A 19,755-nucleotide genomic window follows, 5' to 3' on the forward strand; every position below is an offset into this window, starting at 1 on the left:
CATGCTGGCTCTCCCAGCGTTCAATTTCCGCCGTGCCAAAGGTTGCGCCAGGCGCGACATCGCGTACATCAATCAGCCCAGCCGCACCTGCCTGCATCAGCCGCTGGATGTAATCCTCATACCCCTAAATCCGCCACGACCAGCTTGCCGCGCACCTGTTCCGCCTAGGCTTGACTGTCGAAGTCGGGCAGAAAGGCGAGCGAGCGGCTGTCGTAAACCAGCGCCGCGTCAACGCCCTGCGGGCAATCTGCGGCGAAAGATCGGGTTTTCGCTGCGATCGTCACGCCTTCTACGGTTAATAACGCCGACAGCGAATCGCTCAGCCAGAGATCGCAGCGGTCGCGGCGTACCGCGATACCGTGCGAGGCCAGCCGCTGGCAAAGCCAGTCAACGCTGCGCTCAGCGTCCACGCTGCCGGACAAACGATGCAGCTGTTGAAAATGCGCCAGCATCGCGCGCATTTCGGCGGTCAGGTCAGTGGGGCGCATCAGCCGCTCCCGAGCGCGTCACCTTTATCTGCAGATCGCCGAAATAGTGCTGCTTCACCTTCTCCCAGGTGCCGTCGGCCATGACTTTCGCCAGACCAGAATTGAGCAGCTGCTGCGTTTTTTAATCTCCCTTGCGCGCGACCAGGGAGGTGGGAATGTGATAAATAAAATCGTTGAAGTCGATTGACTTACGCCGCTTTTCCGTGGCGCCTAGCGGCGAGATAAAATCAACTTTCTTCGCCATCAGCGAGGGAATTTCCGCGTTGAAGCTGCTGACCACATACTCGCACTTCACCTGCATCGCCGCGCAGACCGCATTGGTAATATCGATTTCGAAGCCGGCTGGCGTGCTGTTGCTGTCGCGATACTGGAAAGGCGGATAGGTCAGGTCGGCGGCGACGTGCAGGGTTTCGCCCGCCGCCATCGCCTAGCCCGCCAGCGTCAGCGCGGCAAAAATCATCACGGACAGGATCTTTTTCATCGGTTTTCTCCTGAAGCAAGGTGAACGGCCTGCCAGGCGAGAAATTCATCGCGCACGGCCTTGAAGGGAGCGGAATGCTGAAGATCGAAGGTGATCATGGCCAGTGCGCGCGCAACGTTTAGCATGGCGTCGATGCCCGCATTGGAGGCGGCGGCTGCGGTAAATTCTGCCGTGTGTGGCACCATGTCGCCGATGCGCAGATAGGGATGGATGGCGGCGGTCAGCTGGCTGACGTTGCCGATATCGGAGAAGCCGACGCCGCCCTGCGCAGGCGCCGCGTCTGCGTGTAATCCCAGCTGTTCGATATTGGCCTGAAACAGCGCCGCCAGCGCATGTTTGTTATTGCGCTTGGCGTAGGTAAGACCCTCCTCAATCTCCAGCCGCGCGCCGCTCATTGCCGCCGCGCCCTGCGCCGCCGCGAACACATTCGCGCGCACCTGCTGTAATCCCGCAACCGTCGCGGCGCGCATCAGAAACTTCGCCTCGGCAAAGGCGGGCACAATATTGGTGGCGCTGCCGCCGTGGGTGATAATGCCGTGCACGCGCACATCGTCGGTAAAGAACTGACGCAGCGCATTGATGCCGACAAAGGTCTGGATCACGCAGGCCAGGGCGCCGCGCGTCATCATATTTTTCTCACGCGGGTGGAACATCATCACCGCGTCGACGCCTGCAAACACGCCCTGATCCGCCATAACGATCTTGCCGCCGCCTTCTTCTTCTGCCGGCGTGCCGATAACCTCCAGCGTCCCGCGCTGCAGCACGCCGCTGCTCGCCAGCGCTAGCGCGGCGGCCACCGAAGCGGTGCCGATAAGGTTATGGCCGCAGGCGTGCTCCAGCTCCGGCAACGTATCATACTCCGCCAGCAAGACAACGTGCGCGCCCGGCTCGCCGCTGTCGAGGCGGGAGCGAAAGGCGGTCTTCATGCTCGTGGTGCCGGTGGTCATGTCGAATCCCGCGGCGCGCAGCGGCGCCTGCAGCGCCGCGCTGGTGTAGTGTTCGCTAAAGCTCAACTCCGGCCGCGCATGAATCGCGCGCGCAAGCGCGGCCATCTGCGGCGCAATCTGCTCGATGGTGAAAAGAATTTTATTTTTCTGCTCGGTCATCGTGCATCCCGTGGTGCGGCGCTCACCAGTCTGGTGCGCTTAATCCGTTGAAATTAAAAACCTTATCCAGATATAAACCGCTTAACTGCAAATTCCCAATCGGGCTTTTTTATCGCTTGCCGCGCGCCGGAAAAAAATATTTTATGGAGCAAGGGGCGGGGAGATCGCGATGAACGAAAAAGACTGGCTGATAATTCATAACGTCTGGCACCACCAGAACGTAACGCGCGCGGCAGAGCAGCTGTTCACCTCGCAGCCTGTGCTCAGCTACCGGCTCAAGCAGATCGAGCGCAAGCTGGGCGTCACGCTGTTTGAAGAGGGCGGTCGTCCGTTAACCTTTAGCGCGCAGGGACGCTATCTTGCGCAGCACGCCGCAAAAATGCTGCATTAATCGGAGCAGCTGAGGCAAACCCTGCAGAGTCTTTTACAGCCTCTGCCAGGGCGAGCTGCGTCTTGGTGTGACCAGCAACTACGCCGCCTATCGACTGCCCGATATACTGGCCCGCTTCAGCAGGATGTATCCGGGGATCCGCGTTAATCTGCTCAGGGGGCTGAGCGAAGAGATCTACCAGCAGCTGCAGCGCGAAGCGATCCACGCCGCGCTGGTGAAAGATGACTATCACTGGCGGCACGGTAAACGGCTGGTGGACATGGATGACTACTGGCTGGTGAGCCTGCAGCCACTGGATCTGCGCCTGCTGCCGCAAATTCGCATCAACTACCGCGGCCATATCACTCATCTGATTGAGCGCTGGTGGAACGCCAACTACTCGCTGGCACCGCGCGTCGCCATGCAGGTGGACAAGCCGGAGGTGTGCCTGGCGATGGTAGAGCGCGGGCCGGGCTACACTATCGTCTCCAGCTATCAGCCGTTGCCGGCGTACCTCTGGTGCCAGTCAGTTAGGGTGGCGGGCGAGGCGCTGAAAAGCCGCACCTGGCTGCTCTGGCACTACGCCAGCGCCGATGCCTCGGTAATCTTGCCCTTTACCGAGATGTTTGCCGATTTAAGCTGAAAGATTTTCATCTATCGCATGAAGACTCGACAACATAGCATGGCCAGGCTATGCTTTGGGTATCTGGATGTCTAAACGTATATACGGTTGTACAGAGGAAAGCGATCCATGCCAATCAGGGTTCCCGACGAGTTACCGGCAGTTAATTTTTTGCGTAACGAAAACGTCTTTATCATGACTTCGTCGCGCGCCAGTGTTCAGGAAATCCGTCCGCTGAAAGTGCTGGTACTCAATCTGATGCCGAAAAAGATTGAAACCGAAAACCAGTTCCTGCGACTGCTTTCCAACTCGCCGCTGCAGATCGATATTCAGCTGCTGCGCATCGACAGCCGCGAATCGCGCAATACGCCTATGGAGCATCTCAACAACTTTTACTGCAACTTCGACGACATCCAGCACGATAATTTCGACGGCCTGATTGTGACCGGCGCGCCGCTTGGGCTGGTGGATTTCAACGATGTTGCCTACTGGCCGCAAATCCAGCGCGTGCTGCACTGGGCGAAAGAGCACGTCACCTCTACGCTCTTCGTCTGCTGGGCGGTGCAGGCGGCGCTGAATATCCTGTACGGTATTCCGAAGCAGACGCGGCAGACCAAGCTGTCGGGCGTCTATGAGCATCAGATCCTGCATCCGCACGCGCTGCTGACGCGCGGCTTCGACGACAATTTCCTCGCGCCCCATTCGCGCTATGCCGATTTTCCAACGCAGCTGATCACCGACTACACCGATCTGGAGCTGTTTGCGGAGTCGGAGCAGACTGGCGCCTACCTGATGGCGAGCAAAGACAAGCGGCTGGTCTTCGTGACCGGCCACCCCGAATATGACGCGCTGACCTTGTCTGGCGAATATCACCGTGACTATGAGGCGGGTTTGCATCCGGAGGTGCCTTGGAACTACTTCCCGCAGGACAATCCCGAGCTGCCGCCGTGCGCCACCTGGCGCAGCCATGGCAATCTGCTCTTTTCCAACTGGCTGAACTATTACGTCTACCAGATTACGCCATTCGATTTGCGCCGCATGAATCCCACGCTGGAGTAGCCATACCAGCCGTCCTGTTTGTCCTTACCGTGCCAGCCGCAGGGCTGCTGCGGTTTTTTTATCCTCTGTCCTAGGCGGCTAGGACGCGGCGGCTTTTTCCCTCCATGAAGTTATGCCAGGATGATCGCCAGGCACGTTAGCCAGCGGACTGCGCTGAATGAGACAAGAGTGAGCAACAAAACTGACGCGCTGCATCAGCAGCTTGCGCAACACATCATGGTGCTGGACGGCGGCATGGGCATCATGATCCAGCGCTATAAACTGGACGAGCAAGATTTCCGCGGCGATCGCTTCGGCGACTGGAGCTGCGATCTCAAAGGCAATAACAACGATCTGCTGGTGCTGACCAAGCCTAAGGTGATCCGCGAGATCCACCACGCCTGTCTCGACGCGGGCGCGGATATTCTGGAAATCAATACCTTTAACGCCACCACCATTGCGATGGCGGACTACCAGACGGAAGCGCTGTCGGCGGAGATCAACTACGCCGCTGCCCGGCTGGCGCGTGCCTGCTGCGACGAGTGGACGATGAAAACGCCCGATCGTCCACGCTACGTCGCCGGGGTGCTGGGGCCGACCAACCGCACCTGCTCTATCTCGCCCGACGTTAACGATCCCGCCTACCGCAACGTCACCTTCAGTCAGCTGGTCGCGGCGTACCGCGAATCGACGCGCGCGCTGGTGGAAGGCGGCGCGGATATCATCATGATCGAGACGGTGTTCGACACCCTGAACGCCAAGGCGGCGATTTTTGCGGTGCAGAGCGAGATGGAGGTACTGGGCGTCAACCTGCCGCTGATGATCTCCGGTACCATCACCGACGCGTCGGGCCGCACGCTCTCCGGCCAGACCACCGAAGCCTTCTACAACTCACTGCGCCACACCGAGCCGCTGTCGTTCGGCCTCAACTGCGTGCTCGGCCCGGATGATCTGCGCCAGTACGTGGCGGAGATGTCGCGCATCGCCGAGTGCTACGTGACCGTGCGCCGGTTTTCGCAATATTATCGTCGGCTGCTGCGGCGCTACGTCGCAGCATATCAAAGCGATGGAGGAGAGAGTGGCAGGCGTGGCGCCGCGCAGGCTGCCAACGCTGCCGGGAGCCTGTCGTCTCTCCGGCCTTGAGCCGCTTAACATCAGCGGCGACTCGCTGTTCGTTAACGTCGGCGAGCGCACCAACATCACCGGCTCGGCCAAATTCAAGCGCTTGATCAAAGAAGAGAAATATAGCGAAGCGCTGGAGGTGGCGCTGCAGCAGGTGCAGAACGGCGTGCAGATTATCGACATCAATATGGATGAGGGGATGCTCGACGCCGAAGCGGCGATGGTGCGCTTCCTTAACCTGATCGCCGGCGAGCCGGATATTGCCCGCGTGCCCATTATGATCGACTCCTCGAAGTGGGAGGTGATTGAAAAGGGCCTACAGTGCATCTAGGGCAAAGGCATCGTTAACTCCATCTCGATGAAAGAGGGCGAGGCGACCTTTATCCAGCATGCGCGGCTGGTGCGGCGCTACGGCGCGGCGATGGTGGTGATGGCCTTTGACGAGGCGGGCCAGGCGGATACACGCGCGCGCAAAATCGAGATTTGCCGCCGCGCCTACAAAATTCTTACCGAGCAGGTCGGCTTCCCGCCGGAAGATATTATCTTCGACCCGAATATCTTTGCCGTCGCCACAGGCATCGACGAGCACAACAACTACGCGATGGACTTTATCGGCGCCTGTGAAGACATCAAGCGCGAGCTGCCGCACACGATGATCTCCGGCGGCGTCTCCAACGTGTCGTTCTCCTTTCTCGGCAACGATCCGGTGCGCGAAGCCATTCATACCGTGTTTCTCTATTACGCCATCCGCAATGGCATGGATATGGGCATCGTCAACGCCAGCCAGCTGGCGATCTACGACGATCTGCGCGACGCGGTCGAGGATGTCGTCCTTAACCGCCACGCCGACGGCACCGAGCGCCTACTGGCGCTGGCGGAGAAGTATCGCGCCAGTAAAGGCGACGGCGCGTCCGATCGAAGTTATCGAAGGGCCGCTTATGTCGGGCATGAACGTAGTGGGCGACCTGTTTGGCGAAGGAAAGATGTTTCTGCCGCAGGTGGTGAAGTCGGCGCGCGTGATGAAACAGGCGGTCGCCTATCTGGAGCCCTATATTCAGGCCAGCAAAGAGGCGGGCCGCAGCAACGGCAAAATCGTGCTGGCGACGGTAAAAGGGGACGTGCACGACATCGGCAGGAATATCGTCGGCGTAGTGCTGCAGTGCAACAACTACGAGATTATCGACCTCGGCGTGATGGTGCCGAGCGACAAGATCCTGAAGACCGCCATTGAACAGAGGCGGATATTATCGGCCTGTCGGGCCTGATTACGCCGTCGCTGGATGAGATGGTCAACGTCGCTAAAGAGATGGAGCGCCAGGGCTTTACGTTGCCGCTGCTGATTGGCGTCGCTACCACCTCGAAGGCGCACACCGCCGTGAAGATCGAGCAGAACTACAGCGGGCCGACGGTTTACGTGCAGAACGCCTCGCGCACCGTCGGCGTGGTCTCGTCGCTACTGTCGCCGACGCTCAAAGCCAATTTTGTGGCGCGTACGCGCAAAGAGTACGACACCGTGCGCGTCCAGCACGCGTGCAAAAAGCCACGCACGCCGCCGGTGGCGCATCGACTCGGCGTCAGCGAAATAACCGTCAGCATCGATACGCTGCGCCTGTTCGCCGACGCCATGCTGGACCTCTTTCCCGCCAACCGCGTCGGCGACGATATATAAGTGTACCGTGACGAGAGCCGCCGCGAGGTTATTGCCGTCAGCCATCATCTGCGCCAGCAGACGGAGAAAAGCGATTTCCCCAACGACTGCCTGGCGGACTACGTGACGCCGAAGTCGAGCGGCAAGGCGGACTATCTGGGGGCATTCGCCGTCACCGGCGGCCTTGAAGAAGACGCGCTGGCGGAGGCGTATGACGCGCGGCACAACGACTACGACAAAATCATGGTGAAAGCGGTGGCGGATCGGCTGGCGGAAGCCTTCGCTGAGTATCTGCACGAGCGGGTGCGCAAGGTGATCTAGGGCTTCGCTGCCCATGAGAACCTGAGCAACGACGAGCTGATCCGCGAGAACTATCAGGGCATTCGCCCGGCGCCGGGCTATCCCGCCTGTCCGGAACACACGGAAAAAGCGGCCATCTGGCAGCTGCTGGATGTGGAGGCCGACACCGGCATGAAGCTGACCGAATCCTTCGCCATGTGGCCGGGCGCGTCGGTTTCCGGCTGGTACTTCAGCCACCTCGACCGCCGCTACTTTGCCGTGTCGCAGGTCCGGCGCGATCAGGTGGAGGATTACGCGGTGCGCAAAGGCATGACGGTGAGCGAGGTGGAGCGCTGGCTGGCGCCCAACCTGGGATATGACGCGGCTAACTGCTCAGGCGGCTGAGAAAGTTGAAAGACGGACGGCAGCGTCAGCACTGACCAATAAAAAAGGCGGCCATCAGGCCGCCTTTGTTCATCAGTTGAAGCGCGCGTCGCGATCGGACGTCAGGTCATAAAGCTGATACTTACGTCCCAGCATCTGACCGCCGTCACGCGTCAGCGGCACCAGTTCACATGCGCGCGGCTGCGCGTCGGCGTCACGGTGAAGAGATTCATCGGAATCGACAGATAGAAGCCTTTGGTGAATTCTCCTTCGCCATACTGCTCCGACGATATGTTGGTTTTGGTGGCGTAAATGCCTACCATTACGCCGCTGTCGAAGTGCTTCGAGGCGTCGAACTGACCGACGCTTGCCTTCACCAGCATATCCTGTATAAACCACGGACGCCAGTAAGCGGTCAGATGGCCGGTCGGCGCCTTATAGTTGGTGAACTGCATCATGTTGTCCCAGTTGCGCTGGCGCACATAGTTGGCGTCGACGCCCACGGCCCAGTTGCTGTTCACCGGACGATAAAGCAGCTCGCCGCCGACGCCGCCATACATGGTCTCCAGGTAACCGCCGTACATCTGGCCGTAGAGGCCGTTGCCGAGGTAGCCCATGTAGTTGGCCTGCAGATCGTTGACGTAGATGTTGTTCTCGACATAGTCGCGGATATGGGTGCGCACACGTGGCAGCGTCGAGTCGGCGGGCGCGCCGTTGTAGTTAAACCGGTCGTAGTTATTGGCGATATTGCCGAACAGGCTGCCGCCCATCAGCAAGTGATCGGTCAGCCAATAGTCTAGGTTGCCCATCACCCCGACCTGATACATGTAGAAGCTTTCCGGGCCGCCTACCGACTGGTTTAGCACCGGCGACAGGCTGTAGCTGAGCCGCTCTTTGCGAATAAAAAAGCCTTGCTCGGTCTCGCCTGCGTCGACGGGATTTTCCCGCGAATGGCGCGGCGGCTGCTCGTGGCCAAGCGGATAGCCGACCAGCTAGTGGCGCAGGCTGTCGACGTCGGTGCGCGTGGTTACCTGCGGCATATTAAAGCGCGACTCGGTGATCTCGATGGCCTCAATACTCGCCGGCAGGTTATTCGTGATGATGCGGTTGGCGCGATCGACCCCTTCGCGCGTGTCGCGATATTTTGTCTGCTCACCAGAGACGTAAAGCGTGCTGCCCTTGGTCTGGATGCGCGGCCCGCTCAGGCCGGCGTTATATTTCAGATCGGTCAGCTGGCTGGCCACCACCGTCGGCTCCAGCATGCTCTCCTACGGGTGAGGGCGGTATTCAGGTTTCGCGCTGTCGATATGCGCCTGGCGCAGATCGTTGAAGTTGGTGCGCACCGTCACGCCGAACATAAAGGTATTGCCGCGCTCGTAGCTGGCGTTGATATCGGCCCAGTCGGTCAGGCGGTAAATCGCGCCGACGTTGACCTTGCTGCTCTGCTCCAGCCGACCGGCAAAGTCATCCTGATAGTCGTTGCCCTCATACTCCAGCTTCAGGCGCAGCGGCTGCCACGGCGTCTGATACTCTACGCCGCCGAACAGCGCCGACGGGCCGTGGAACATCTGCGAGCCGTTGATCGAGCCCGCTTCGCCAATGCTCGGGCGCTAGCAGTAGCTGTCGCTGTAAGAGAAGGGATTTTTAACCGTGCCGCTGTTGCCGAGATAGCCCCAGCCGAGGCCGAGCATAAAGTCAAATGGCCCCCACGCCTTGCTCGCCCCAGATATTCACTGTCGAACAGGCCAGTACCGCCGAGATCGCGCGTGCCGAACGCCACCTCCGGCAGCCAGTAGCTCTCTTTCAGCAGGCGCAGCTTGAGGTCGAACGCCTTGTCTTTATAGCTCTGGTTACCGCTGAAGCTCTCAACGCCGCGGTAGCGGCGCGTGCGCACGTCGGTGTAGTGCACCGTGGCTTCTAGCCAGGGCAGCAGCTACAGCGAGGCGGAGTAGTAGCGGTACTGGTCGTTGTCGCGAAAGTTAAGGCTGAACTCCCCTTCACGCGCCATACGCGCGGTCAGCAACTGCAATAGGCCGACACCGCCGAAGTCGGACTGCGACGGGCCGATCGGAGCGGGAAAGGTCTCGGCCTGCGCTTGGCCCGCCGCCCACGCGGCGCTGCTGCCGGCCAGCATCAGCCCGGCCAGCAAAGAGAGTGTTGTTTTCATTATTTCGCCGGCTTCAGAAGGGTGGTGGCAACAGGGAAGTCGTCCGCAGCCAGCATCTGGTGCGCCTGCACCACGTCGCCGCTGCTGTTGTTGATCCAGAAGGTGTTTTCCCATGCGCGGCCGCTGGCCTCGATGTGCGCCTGCTCGATCCAGACGCGACAGGCGACGCGGCGCCCCGCACGAAGCGGGAGCTGACCGTGGCCGCGCGCAGTTCGTCCCCCTCGGTCCACTGCACGATGCGCGTCCAGCTGGCGCCGTCGCGCAGCTACAGCGCGTTCGCCAGCGGATCCTGCGACAGATTTCTGACCTGCTGCAGGTTGTCCGTCAGGCCCAGGGTTTTCACTAGGCGGCCGTGCTGCGTCACCAGCATGGTGTTGTTCTGAGTGATCCACTTCTGCTGGCCGTTTTCGTTATAGCCGAGCACCACGAATATCTGCGGCCCCGCATTGATGCGGGCATAGAGGCTGGCGTAGGGCAGATCGGCGATCTGCTAGTTGGTTTTAACGACGTTGTCGGGGCCAGCATAACGGTCTGTTCCAGCCCTTTTTGCGTCTGCGTGCAGGCCCTGTAGTAGCAGGCAAGCCAGCAAAAAAGAGAGTCGGCGCACTGTGTGCCCCTGTAAAAAAATACCAACGTAAAAAATAACCACACGGCTGTGTGGTTATGTTTAAAGTTGCTACATCAAAGTGTGGTGCTCGTTGTGGTCGTGGTTGTTGTACCGGTGTTCGCACCGTCGCCACCGCCAGATGTGGCGATACCGACACCTACTAATGCGCCAAGCGCGCCGATACCAACAGTGGTCGTGGTGCCGGCGGAGATTGCTCCTGCCTGCGCGCCCGCTGCCGCACTTGCTTCTTCCAGGGCGGCAAAAGCCACGGAATGCGCTGCGACGTAGAGTAGAGGGTTGCTCCGGCAACCAGGATTTTCTTCATACTGCGTTGTCCTGCATTGAGTGAATGAAGGAGGTACCCGTTACGGGCGCTTCTAGTGTAGGATAACAAATTACCAGCGTTCAGCATGGGAAAAAGCAGGCTAACAGCGCGTCGGAAAGCGGGCGAAAACGAGCCATAAGCGCATTAACCCTTTTTTATTGCGGCGTTTTTTAAGCGTGGCGGAAGATCCGTTCGGGCGAAAGGCAAATGCAAAGCGTTTTGTTCTTTTTTATTAATATCTGGACCGGAACGGAGATTATCAGATTTTCCCTGGCGGCAAAAAAATAAAAAAATTTTGAAATCAAAAGTTTAATTATGAAAACGGGCCAGCGTAAACTAAAAGAGAGGTAGGCGTTTGGGCATTATCTTTGTTTAACCCGAGGCGACTTTAAGAATTATCCCGTCTGCAGCAGGTCGCTTCAGGCCGTTGACGATGCTGTTTTGCAGAGCAGGGCAGAAAAAAGGCGGCCACAAGGCCGCCCTGAAGACAAGCGCGCAATAATTAGCGCCAGGCTTTATAGCGGTTAATCAAGCCATTGGTGGAGCTGTCGTGGCTGGTTACGTCCTCGCCGTTTTCCAGCTCCGGCAGGATGCGGTTAGCCAGCTGCTTGCCTAACTCTACGCCCCACTGATCGAAGGTAAAGATATTCAGGATGGCGCCCTGGGTAAAGATCTTGTGCTCGTAGAGCGCAATCAGCGCGCCGAGGCTGTACGGCGTGATCTCGCGCAGCAGGATCGAGTTGGTCGGACGGTTGCCCTCGAACACCTTGAACGGCACGATATGCGCGACCGACTCGGCGGATTTGCCCGCGTCGGTAAACTCTTTCTCTACCACCTCGCGCGACTTGCCGAACGCCAGCGCTTCGGTCTGGGCAAAGAAGTTAGAGAGCAGCTTCTGGTGGTGATCCGACAGCGCATTGTGGGTAATCGCCGGGGCGATAAAGTCGCACGGCACCAGCTTGGTGCCCTGGTGGATCAGCTGATAGAAGGCGTGCTGGCCGTTGGTGCTTGGTTCGCCCCAGATAATCGGGCCGGTCTGGTAATCCACCGGGTTGCCATCGCGGTCGACGTACTTGCCGTTGGACTCCATGTTGCCCTGTTGGAAGTAGGCCACGAAGCGGTGCATATACTGATCGTAAGGTAAGATTGCCTCGGTCTCAGCGCCGAAGAAGTTATTGTACCAGATGCCGATCAGCGCCAACAGCACCGGCAGGTTCTGCTCGGCTGGCGTGATGGAGAAGTGCTGATCCATCGCGTGCGCGCCGCTCAGCAGCTGCTCGAAGTTGTCGAAGCCGACAGAGAGAATAATTGACAGGCCGATGGCGGACCAGAGCGAGTAGCGGCCGCCGACCCAGTCCCAGAACTCAAACATATTGGCAGTGTCGATACCAAACTCGCCCACCGCTTTGGCATTGGTGGAGAGCGCGGCGAAGTGCTTCGCCACATGCTGCTGATCGCCGGCGGTTTTCAGGAACCAGTCGCGCGCGCTGTGGGCGTTTGTCATGGTTTCCTGGGTGGTGAAGGTCTTCGACGCCACCAGGAACAGGGTGGTTTCCGGGCTGAGATCTTTCAGGGTTTCTGCAATATGTGTGCCGTCAACGTTAGAGACGAAGTGCATATTCAGGTGGTTTTTATAGGGGCGCAGCGCCTCCGTCACCATGAACGGCCCGAGATCCGACCCGCCGATGCCGATATTTACCACGTCGGTGATCGCCTTGCCGGCATACCCTTTCCACTCGCCGCCGATGATGCGCTCGGAGAAGTGTTTCATCTTCTCCAGCACCGCGTTCACTTCTGGCATCACATCTTTGCCGTCCACCAGGATCGGCTTATTGCTGCGGTTGCGCAGCGCGACGTGCAGCACGGCGCGATCTTCGGTGCGGTTGATTTTCTCGCCAGAGAACATCGATTTAATGGCACCGCTCAGGTCGGTCTCTTTTGCCAGTGCCTGCAGCTTGTCGAGCGTCTCCTGCGTAATGCGGTTTTTCGAAAAGTCCACCAGCATCTGGTCGTCGAAGGTGGCGGAGAATTTCGCAAAACGATCGGGATCCTGGGCGAACAAATCGGCGATTTCGACCGATTTCATCTGTTCAAAATGCTGTTGCAGCGCTTGCCAGGCCGCGGTTTGCGTCGGATTGATATTTTTCATAGCAACACTCTTGTTAATTTAAGAACTGTCATTCCATCGTGGGCAATCACACCCGTATAGCGTTTCAGTATGACAACAGTGTCCACGGAAAGGAAAAATTTTGTCGGCGCCGTCACTTTCCGGCGGCATGGATGGCGCCTGCGCGCCTGAGAATCCGCGCTGCGGCGCCGTTTCGCCACCGGTGATTTTCAGATTAGGCGACGCCTGTTGTGCCGCGCGCCGCGCCGCCGTTCTTTGTGCCGGGTCAGCATAAACCGGCCGGAAGCGAGCCGCTTAATCCACCGGGCGTGACGATGCGCGGTAAAAAAGAGCGCGTCGCTGACGACAGACGTAGACAGCAACCTTATGACCCGGTATTTTTATGCGGCTACTTGCGCACCCGTGCGCAAGCCAGAAGAGGCGCGTCGCCTAGGCAGTGTGTTGGAGGAACCGTATCCGGGGAAAACACATCAGGGGGAGCGACGCCGAGGTGGACAACACACGGAGTGTTGCCTGTCGGCTGCAGGGGCTGAATCCCCTGGGTTGTCACCAGAGGCGTCCACAGTCGGGCGCTCTGCAAGGTGAAGTGCTTCTGGGTGACTCGTCTCCTAATCTTGTTTGCCCAATTCTGCTCTTCCCTTGTGCCAAGGCTGATACAATGCTCCCGTCCCATACACGCGGGAGAAGATAACCTGACACGAGGTCGTACATGTCTCAAACTATGATTGTGGCGAAATTCGGTGGCACCAGCGTTGCTGATTTCGATGCTATGAACCGCAGCGCCGACGTGGTGCTGGGCGACGCCAATACGCGCCTAGTAGTGCTTTCCGCCTCGGCGGGCGTGACTAACCTGCTGGTTTCCCTAGCGGAAGGCCAGGAGCAGGCGCAGCGTGCTTACCTGCTCGACGAGATTCGCCGCATCCAGTATGCGATCGTCGAACGTCTGCAAAACCCGGCGGTGATCCGCGACGAAATCGATCGTATGCTCGAGAACATCACCATGCTCTCCGACGCCGCCTCGCTGGCGACCTCCAACGCCCTGACCGATGAACTGGTCAGCCACGGCGAGCTGATGTCGACGCTGCTGTTCGTCGAGATCCTGCGCGAACGTCAGGTCGAGACGGAGTGGTTCGACGTGCGCAAAGTGATGCGCACCAGCGACCGCTTCGGCCGCGCCGAACCGATCGTGGCGACGCTGGCCGAGCAGGCCGCGGTGCTGCTTCAGCCGCGTCTGGCGCAGTCGCTGGTGATTACCCAGGGCTTTATCGGCAGTGAGCAGAAAGGCCGCACCACCACGCTGGGCCGCGGCGGCAGCGACTACACTGCTGCGCTGCTGGGCGAAGCGCTGAAAGCGGCGCGCGTCGATATTTGGACCGACGTGGCGGGTATTTATACTACCGACCCGCGCGTGGTGCCGTCCGCCAAGCGCATCGACGACATCACCTTTGAAGAGGCGACCGAAATGGCGATCTTCGGCTCCAAGGTGTTGCATCCGGCGACGCTGTTGCCGGCGGTGCGCAGCGACATTCCGGTCTTCGTCGGTTCGAGTAAAGATCCGGCCGCCGGTGGCACGCGGGTGCACCGCGAAACCGACAATCCGCCGCTGTTCCGCGCGCTGGCGCTGCGTCGTCGCCAGACGCTGCTGACGCTGCACAGCCTGAATATGCTGCACTCGCGCGGCTTCCTCGTCGAAGTGTTCACCATTCTGGCGCGCCACAATATCTCCGTCGATCTGATCACCACCTCGGAAGTGAGTGTGGCGCTGACGCTCGACACCACCGGCTCCACCTCGACCGGCGACAGCCTGCTGACTCAGGCGCTGCTGACGGAGCTGTCGTCGCTCTGCCGCGTCGAAGTAGAAGAGAACCTGGCGCTGGTGGCGATCATCGGCAACAACCTCTCCCGCGCGCGCGGCGTCGGCAAAGAGGTGTTCAGCACGCTGGAGCCATTCAACCTGCGTCTGATCTGCTATGGCGCCAGCAGCTATAACCTCTGCTTCCTGGTGCCGGGCGAAGATGCGGAAAGCGTGGTGCGCGCGCTGCATAAAAACCTGTTCGAATAAGGATCTGTCCGGCTGGTGCGATCCACCGCGTTTGGGCGCGAAAGCCAGCGTATTTCCGGCACTATTCAGCGGATCGGCAGCAGTCGATCTGCATTTTCTCTTCCGACCCTCTTGATCCCGCTCCGCGTCTCTATGGCAAAACACACCATGAAATAACACAACATCTAAAAGAAGGGAGTCTGGCTATGCTCGCCACCTTAACCTGCCTGTTCCCGCTGTGGGCCGTGCTGCTCTCTATCGCCGCCTACTATTCGCCCGGCGTTTTTCTCGGCATTGGGCCGTGGGTTACCTGGCTGCTGATGCTGATTATGTTCGGCATGGGTGTCACGCTGAATATCGACGACTTTAAGCGCGTGCTGGTGCGTCCGGCGCCGGTACCGCCGGTACCTTTCTGCACTACCTGGTGATGCAGCTCGCCGCCTGTGCGCTGGCGAAGCTGTTCCATATGCCGCAGGAGCTCGCCGCCGGCATGATCCTGGTAGGCAGCGTCGCGAGCGGCACCGCCTCGAACGTGATGATCTACCTGGCTAAGGGGGACGTGGCGCTGTCGGTGACCATCTCCTCGGTTTCCGCGCTGGTGGGCGTGTTCGCCACGCCGCTGCTGACCCGCTTCTATGTCGATACCCATATTCAGGTGGACGTGGTGGGCATGCTGCTCAGTATCGTGAAGATCGTAGTGATCCCGATTAGCCTGGGGCTGATCATCCACCACTGCCTCAACGGCCTGGTGCGTCGGGTGAAGCCTTACCTGCCGGCCTTTTCCATGGTCTGCATTCTGCTGATCATCAGCGCGGTGGTGGCGGTCAGTCAGGGCTTTATCGGCTCGGTCGGCCTGATGGTGATCGCCGCTGTGGTGCTGCATAACGCCATCGGCCTGCTGGGCGGCTACTGGGGCAGCAAGCTGTTTGGCTTTGACGAATCGACCTGCTACACGCTGGCGCTGGAGGTCGGGATGCAGAACTCCGGTCTGGCGGCGCTGCCGGGCGCGCTCTTCTCGGTCTGACAAAACCTCTCTGGCTCGCTGCTGGCCGGCTACTGGTCAGGCAAGCCGATCAAGAAGCCGTCATCTCTCTGGGGCCGTTGGCCCCCGTTCTACTCATAGTCCCGCTCGTCGTCCGGCTGCTCCAGCACCGTATAGGCCACGCTGCACAGCAGCGAGTTCAGGCGCTTCATATCCCCCAGCAGGCCGAGATGCAGCGAGCTGGTCTCAATGCTCTGCACGTTCTTCTGATGCAGGCGTTCGACGTGCGCGTGCGAGTAGCGGCGAATCAGAATGCAAAAGCGGTGCTTGGCGCGGCGCAGCCGTCTCGTGCTGGCGAGATCGCGCGACAGAAATACCAACAGACTAAGGCGCAGGTTCGCCACCAGCTGCTCGTGCAGCGCCTCCAGCTCTTTCAGCCCCTCCAGCTCTTTCAGCCCCTCTGCCGAGAAGGCGCGGCGCGGCGTCAGAGATTTGTCCGCCACGTCGGCGCTCATTCGCTCGATAATGTCGCCAGCCTGTTCCAAGTTGAGCGACATCTCAATCACCTCGCCCCAGCGCCGTGAGTCCTCCTCCGAGAGATCCTCTTTGGGCATGCGCGCCAGATAGAGCTTAATGGCGGTGTACAGTACGTCGACGTCGTCATCTAGCCGCCGCACCGTACGCTCTTCGCGCACTTCGCCATGCACCACTTTGCTGAACGCCTCCAGCATCAACTCCAGCACATCCCCGATGCGCAGCGCTTCGCGCGCCGCGTTCACCAGCGCCAGCGCCGGGGTATCGAGCGCGCTGCGGTCGAGGTGGCGCGGCTTCAGCGTCGCTTCCGCCTCGGTATCGTCGCGGATCATCCGCTTGAACAGGTGCGCCATGGGATCGGCGAAAGGCACCATCACCAGGCAGCGCAGCAGGTTGTAAAAGACGTGAAAGAAGATCACCAGCTCTTCGTCATTGACCGGCATTTTATCGAGCCAGGGCGCCAGCAGATTGATAAAGGGCAACACCGCCAGCGATCCCAGTAGCTTGAACAGCAGGCTGCCGAGCGCCAGCCGCTTGCCAGCGGCGTTCGAGCCGCTGGCGTTCAGCATCGCCAGCAGACCACTGCCGAGGTTGGCGCCGATCACTAGGCAGAGTGCAACCTTAAAGGAGATTACTCCGGCGGCGGTCAGCGTGGCGGTGATCAGCACCGCTACCAGGCTGGAGTAGCTGATAATGGCGAACACCGCGCCGATAAGCGCATCCTGCAGAATATCGCCGGTCAAGCTGGAGAAGAGAACCTGCACGCCGGAGGCCTGGGTAATCGGCCGGGCGGCGCTGACTATCAGCTGCAGCGCCAGCAGGATCAAGCCCAGCCCGATGCTGGCGCGCCCCATCTGGCCGACGCGCGTCTGCTTACGCGACAGAAAAAACACCACGCCGAAAAAGATAAACAGCGGCGATAGCCAGGATAGATGGAAGGTAAGGATGCGCGCCATGATGGCGGTGCCGACGTCGGCGCCTAGCACCACCACCAGCGCCGGGGTGAGGCCCATCAGCTTCTGCGCCACAAACGAGGTCACCAGCAGCGTGGTGGCGTTGCTGCTCTGCACCAGCGTCGTCACGCCAACGCCGGCCAGAAAGGCCATCAGTTTCTTTTCAATGCTGCGGCTGAGCACGCGGCGCAGATCGGCACCGAACACGCGCATAATGCCGGAGCGTACGATATGGGTGCCCCAGACCAGCAGGGCGACAGCTGAGAGAAGATTAAGCAGGGTCAACATAGCAACACTTCATAACCGACAGGCTATCAGGCAGCAGCATGCCAGCCTGGCGGAAACAACACTCTGCGAAAACAGGGGACGAACAGGCGCAATTTTCCTGAGCTTTAATCAACATGGCTCGCTGCCAGTTTGTTAACTGTAGACCAAACCCCTGCACTAGGGGGCAAGGAAATCCGTGCCTCGCCGCAGGCGAGGCGGCTAACAGGGCGGCGGCATATTGTGATTTGAATCACGTTACCGCATGATAAGGAATATTTTCAGCAAGTAATTATCAAGGCAAATCATGAATGTAAAACCCGCCGGCGGCCAGTATATCGCGATGGTGCTGCAATGGGTGCTTAACTTGGGGCTGCTGGCGCTGGCGGTTATTCTGGCGGTGTATCTCGGCAAAGAGACGCTGCACCTTGCCAATGTACAGCTGAACACCGGCGAGCATGTGTCCTCCTATCTGCTGATTGAGGGCATCGTTATCTATTTCCTCTATTTCTAATTTATCGCGCTGATCGTCAAGTATTTCCAGTCGGGCTACCACTTTCCGCTGCGCTATTTCGTCTATATCGGCATCACCGCAATTATCCGTCTGATTATTGTCGACCATAAAAATCCCTTCGATACGCTCTGCTATTCCGGCGCCATTCTGATCCTGGTGGTGACGCTGTGGCTGGCGAACAACAACCGCCTGAAACGGGAATAAACGCCGCCAGGTGTGCCCACCGCGCCTCTGCGCTACACTGTTGCCCTCAAAATTGACGGGAGTGGTAAAGATATGCCGCAAGAGGCGCTCAGCCTGTTACGCGCGCTCAACTGGCTGCCAGCCACGCATCCGACGCTGACGGCGCCGCTGCTGGACTGGCTGATGGAAGAGGACTCCATGACGCGCCGCTTCGAGCAGCACTGTCGGCAGGTGACAGTGCTGCCGATGCGCGAAGGCTTTATCAGTGCGGATGAACTCAGCGATGAAAAGGCGCTGCTGCCGGCGGATGCGCGCTTCTGGCTGCGCGAAATCGTACTGTGCGGCGACCACGAGCCGTGGCTCATCGGCCGTACGCTGGTGCCGGAAAGCACGCTCAACGGGCCGGAACAGATGCTGCAGCAGCTGGGCACGCGTCCGCTTGGCCGCTATCTTTTCTCCTCTTCAACTCTGAGCCGCGACTTTATCGAACCCGGCAGCGTCGAGGCGCTCTGGGGGCGGCGTTCGCGCCTGCGTCTGTCGGGCAAGCCGCTGCTACTGACCGAACTGTTTTTACCCGACTCGCCGCTCTATCGCGACCTGACCTGAGAGATAGTAAACGTGCAAAAGAGCTTACAAATGAGCAAGTTTCAGGCGTACAGCCGCCTGATGCGCATCAATAAACCGATTGGCACGCTGCTGCTGATGTGGCCGACGCTGTGGGCGCTGTGGCTGTCGGACATGGGCGTGCCGCCGCTCTCGGTGCTGATGGTGTTTATGCTCGGCGTCGTTGTGATGCGCGCGGCGGGCTGCGTAATCAACGATTTCGCCGATCGCAAGGTGGATGGCTTTGTCAAGCGCACCGCGGGCCGTCCGCTGCCCAGCGGCGTGGTCAGCGAGAAAGAAGCGAAAATCCTGTTTGTGGTGCTGGGGCTGCTGGCGTTCGCGCTGGTGCTGACCATGAACCTGATGACCATTCTGCTTTCGATGGGCGGCCTGGCGCTTGCCTGGTGCTATCCCTTTATGAAGCGCTATACCCATTTGCCGCAGGTGGTGCTGGGGGCGGCGTTCGGCTGGGCGATTCCAATGGCGTGGGCTGCAGTTGGTGAGCACTTACCATTAGAGTGCTGGCTGGTATTCCTGGCAAACATCTGCTGGACTATCGCCTATGACACCCAGTACGCCATGGTGGATCGCGACGATGACCTTAAAATCGGCATCAAGTCGACGGCGATTCTGTTTGGCCGCTACGACAAGCTGATCATCGGCCTGCTGCAGCTCGCCACGCTGGGACTGCTGGCGCTGGTAGGCGAGCGGCTGAAGCTTAACGGCTTTTTCTACGCGGCGCTGGCGGGCGCGGCGGCGCTGTTTATCTGGCAGCAAAAGCTGATCGCCCGACGCGAACGCGACGCCTGTTTTCAGGGCTTCCTAAACAATAACTATGTTGGCCTAGAGGTGTTTATCGGCGTGGTGTTGAATACGCCGCCATTTAGATAGCTGTTTTAAAAGCAAAAAAGGGTGA

Annotated in this window: 11 protein-coding genes, 6 pseudogenes and 1 riboswitch; of the genes and pseudogenes, 9 read left to right on the forward strand and 8 right to left on the reverse strand. The window is 59.5% G+C overall.

Features of this window, described 5'->3' with window-relative positions:
- Positions 1 to 164: 164 nt before the first annotated feature.
- The 3 genes from EIO60_RS00645 to EIO60_RS00655 form a co-directional block, all read right to left on the reverse strand.
- Positions 165 to 488 (reverse strand): hypothetical protein, encoded by a 324-nt coding sequence (locus EIO60_RS00645; RefSeq protein ID WP_258575604.1) that lies wholly within the window; start codon positions 486 to 488, stop codon positions 165 to 167.
- A 121-nt stretch (positions 489 to 609) separates the two neighbouring features.
- Positions 610 to 912: a transporter substrate-binding domain-containing protein gene (locus EIO60_RS00650; RefSeq protein ID WP_258575605.1), complete on the reverse strand. Its 303-nt coding sequence runs from the start codon at positions 910 to 912 to the stop codon at positions 610 to 612.
- 53 nt (positions 913 to 965) lie between these two features.
- The gene (locus EIO60_RS00655; RefSeq protein ID WP_258575606.1) at positions 966 to 2,075 is read right to left on the reverse strand and encodes a M20/M25/M40 family metallo-hydrolase; all 1,110 of its coding nucleotides are present in this window, start codon (positions 2,073 to 2,075) and stop codon (positions 966 to 968) included.
- Positions 2,076 to 2,244: 169 nt separating this feature from the next.
- On the opposite strand from EIO60_RS00655, the gene EIO60_RS00660 reads away from it, so the two are divergent.
- The 4 genes and pseudogenes from EIO60_RS00660 (at position 2,245) to EIO60_RS00675 (ending at position 7,559) form a co-directional block, all read left to right on the forward strand.
- Positions 2,245 to 2,466: a LysR family transcriptional regulator gene (locus EIO60_RS00660; protein ID WP_258575607.1), complete on the forward strand. Its 222-nt coding sequence runs from the start codon at positions 2,245 to 2,247 to the stop codon at positions 2,464 to 2,466.
- 67 nt (positions 2,467 to 2,533) lie between these two features.
- Positions 2,534 to 3,088 (forward strand): substrate-binding domain-containing protein, encoded by a 555-nt coding sequence (locus EIO60_RS00665; protein ID WP_258575608.1) that lies wholly within the window; start codon positions 2,534 to 2,536, stop codon positions 3,086 to 3,088.
- A gap of 108 nt (positions 3,089 to 3,196) precedes the next feature.
- Positions 3,197 to 4,126, forward strand: coding sequence for a homoserine O-acetyltransferase MetA (gene metA / locus EIO60_RS00670; RefSeq protein WP_258575609.1), 930 nt, complete (start codon positions 3,197 to 3,199; stop codon positions 4,124 to 4,126).
- Positions 4,127 to 4,342: 216 nt separating this feature from the next.
- Positions 4,343 to 7,559: pseudogene (locus EIO60_RS00675) on the forward strand (methionine synthase).
- 72 nt (positions 7,560 to 7,631) lie between these two features.
- Here EIO60_RS00675 and EIO60_RS00680 read toward each other — a convergent pair.
- From EIO60_RS00680 to pgi, 4 genes and pseudogenes are all read right to left on the reverse strand, one after another.
- Positions 7,632 to 9,672 (reverse strand): annotated as a pseudogene (locus EIO60_RS00680) (YjbH domain-containing protein).
- A 32-nt stretch (positions 9,673 to 9,704) separates the two neighbouring features.
- A pseudogene (locus EIO60_RS00685) lies at positions 9,705 to 10,312 on the reverse strand (YjbF family lipoprotein).
- Between the two features lie 74 nt (positions 10,313 to 10,386).
- A pseudogene (gene yjbE, locus EIO60_RS00690) lies at positions 10,387 to 10,637 on the reverse strand (exopolysaccharide production protein YjbE).
- 502 nt (positions 10,638 to 11,139) lie between these two features.
- The gene (pgi, locus tag EIO60_RS00695; RefSeq protein ID WP_258575610.1) at positions 11,140 to 12,786 is read right to left on the reverse strand and encodes a glucose-6-phosphate isomerase; all 1,647 of its coding nucleotides are present in this window, start codon (positions 12,784 to 12,786) and stop codon (positions 11,140 to 11,142) included.
- A gap of 386 nt (positions 12,787 to 13,172) precedes the next feature.
- A riboswitch (Lysine riboswitch) is annotated at positions 13,173 to 13,365 on the forward strand.
- Positions 13,366 to 13,474: 109 nt separating this feature from the next.
- Between pgi and lysC the strand changes: the two genes are divergently transcribed.
- Positions 13,475 to 14,827 (forward strand): lysine-sensitive aspartokinase 3, encoded by a 1,353-nt coding sequence (gene lysC / locus EIO60_RS00700; RefSeq protein ID WP_258575611.1) that lies wholly within the window; start codon positions 13,475 to 13,477, stop codon positions 14,825 to 14,827.
- A 185-nt stretch (positions 14,828 to 15,012) separates the two neighbouring features.
- Positions 15,013 to 15,827, forward strand: a pseudogene (gene panS, locus EIO60_RS00705) (ketopantoate/pantoate/pantothenate transporter PanS); the annotation flags it as partial.
- Positions 15,828 to 15,919: 92 nt separating this feature from the next.
- Here panS and EIO60_RS00710 read toward each other — a convergent pair.
- Positions 15,920 to 17,563 (reverse strand): Na/Pi cotransporter family protein, encoded by a 1,644-nt coding sequence (locus EIO60_RS00710; RefSeq protein ID WP_258575612.1) that lies wholly within the window; start codon positions 17,561 to 17,563, stop codon positions 15,920 to 15,922.
- Positions 17,564 to 17,846: 283 nt separating this feature from the next.
- Between EIO60_RS00710 and psiE the strand changes: the two are divergent.
- The 3 genes and pseudogenes from psiE to ubiA all read left to right on the forward strand — a co-directional run bounded on the left by psiE (position 17,847) and on the right by ubiA (position 19,730).
- Positions 17,847 to 18,257 (forward strand): annotated as a pseudogene (gene psiE / locus EIO60_RS00715) (phosphate-starvation-inducible protein PsiE).
- A 72-nt stretch (positions 18,258 to 18,329) separates the two neighbouring features.
- The gene (gene ubiC / locus EIO60_RS00720; protein WP_258575651.1) at positions 18,330 to 18,842 is read left to right on the forward strand and encodes a chorismate lyase; all 513 of its coding nucleotides are present in this window, start codon (positions 18,330 to 18,332) and stop codon (positions 18,840 to 18,842) included.
- A 12-nt stretch (positions 18,843 to 18,854) separates the two neighbouring features.
- Positions 18,855 to 19,730, forward strand: a complete 876-nt coding sequence (gene ubiA / locus EIO60_RS00725; RefSeq protein WP_508278728.1) for a 4-hydroxybenzoate octaprenyltransferase — start codon at positions 18,855 to 18,857, stop codon at positions 19,728 to 19,730.
- Positions 19,731 to 19,755: the final 25 nt, after the last annotated feature.

The organism is Candidatus Pantoea persica, assembly GCF_013753875.1.
GTDB classification, from domain to species: domain Bacteria; phylum Pseudomonadota; class Gammaproteobacteria; order Enterobacterales; family Enterobacteriaceae; genus Pantoea; species Pantoea persica.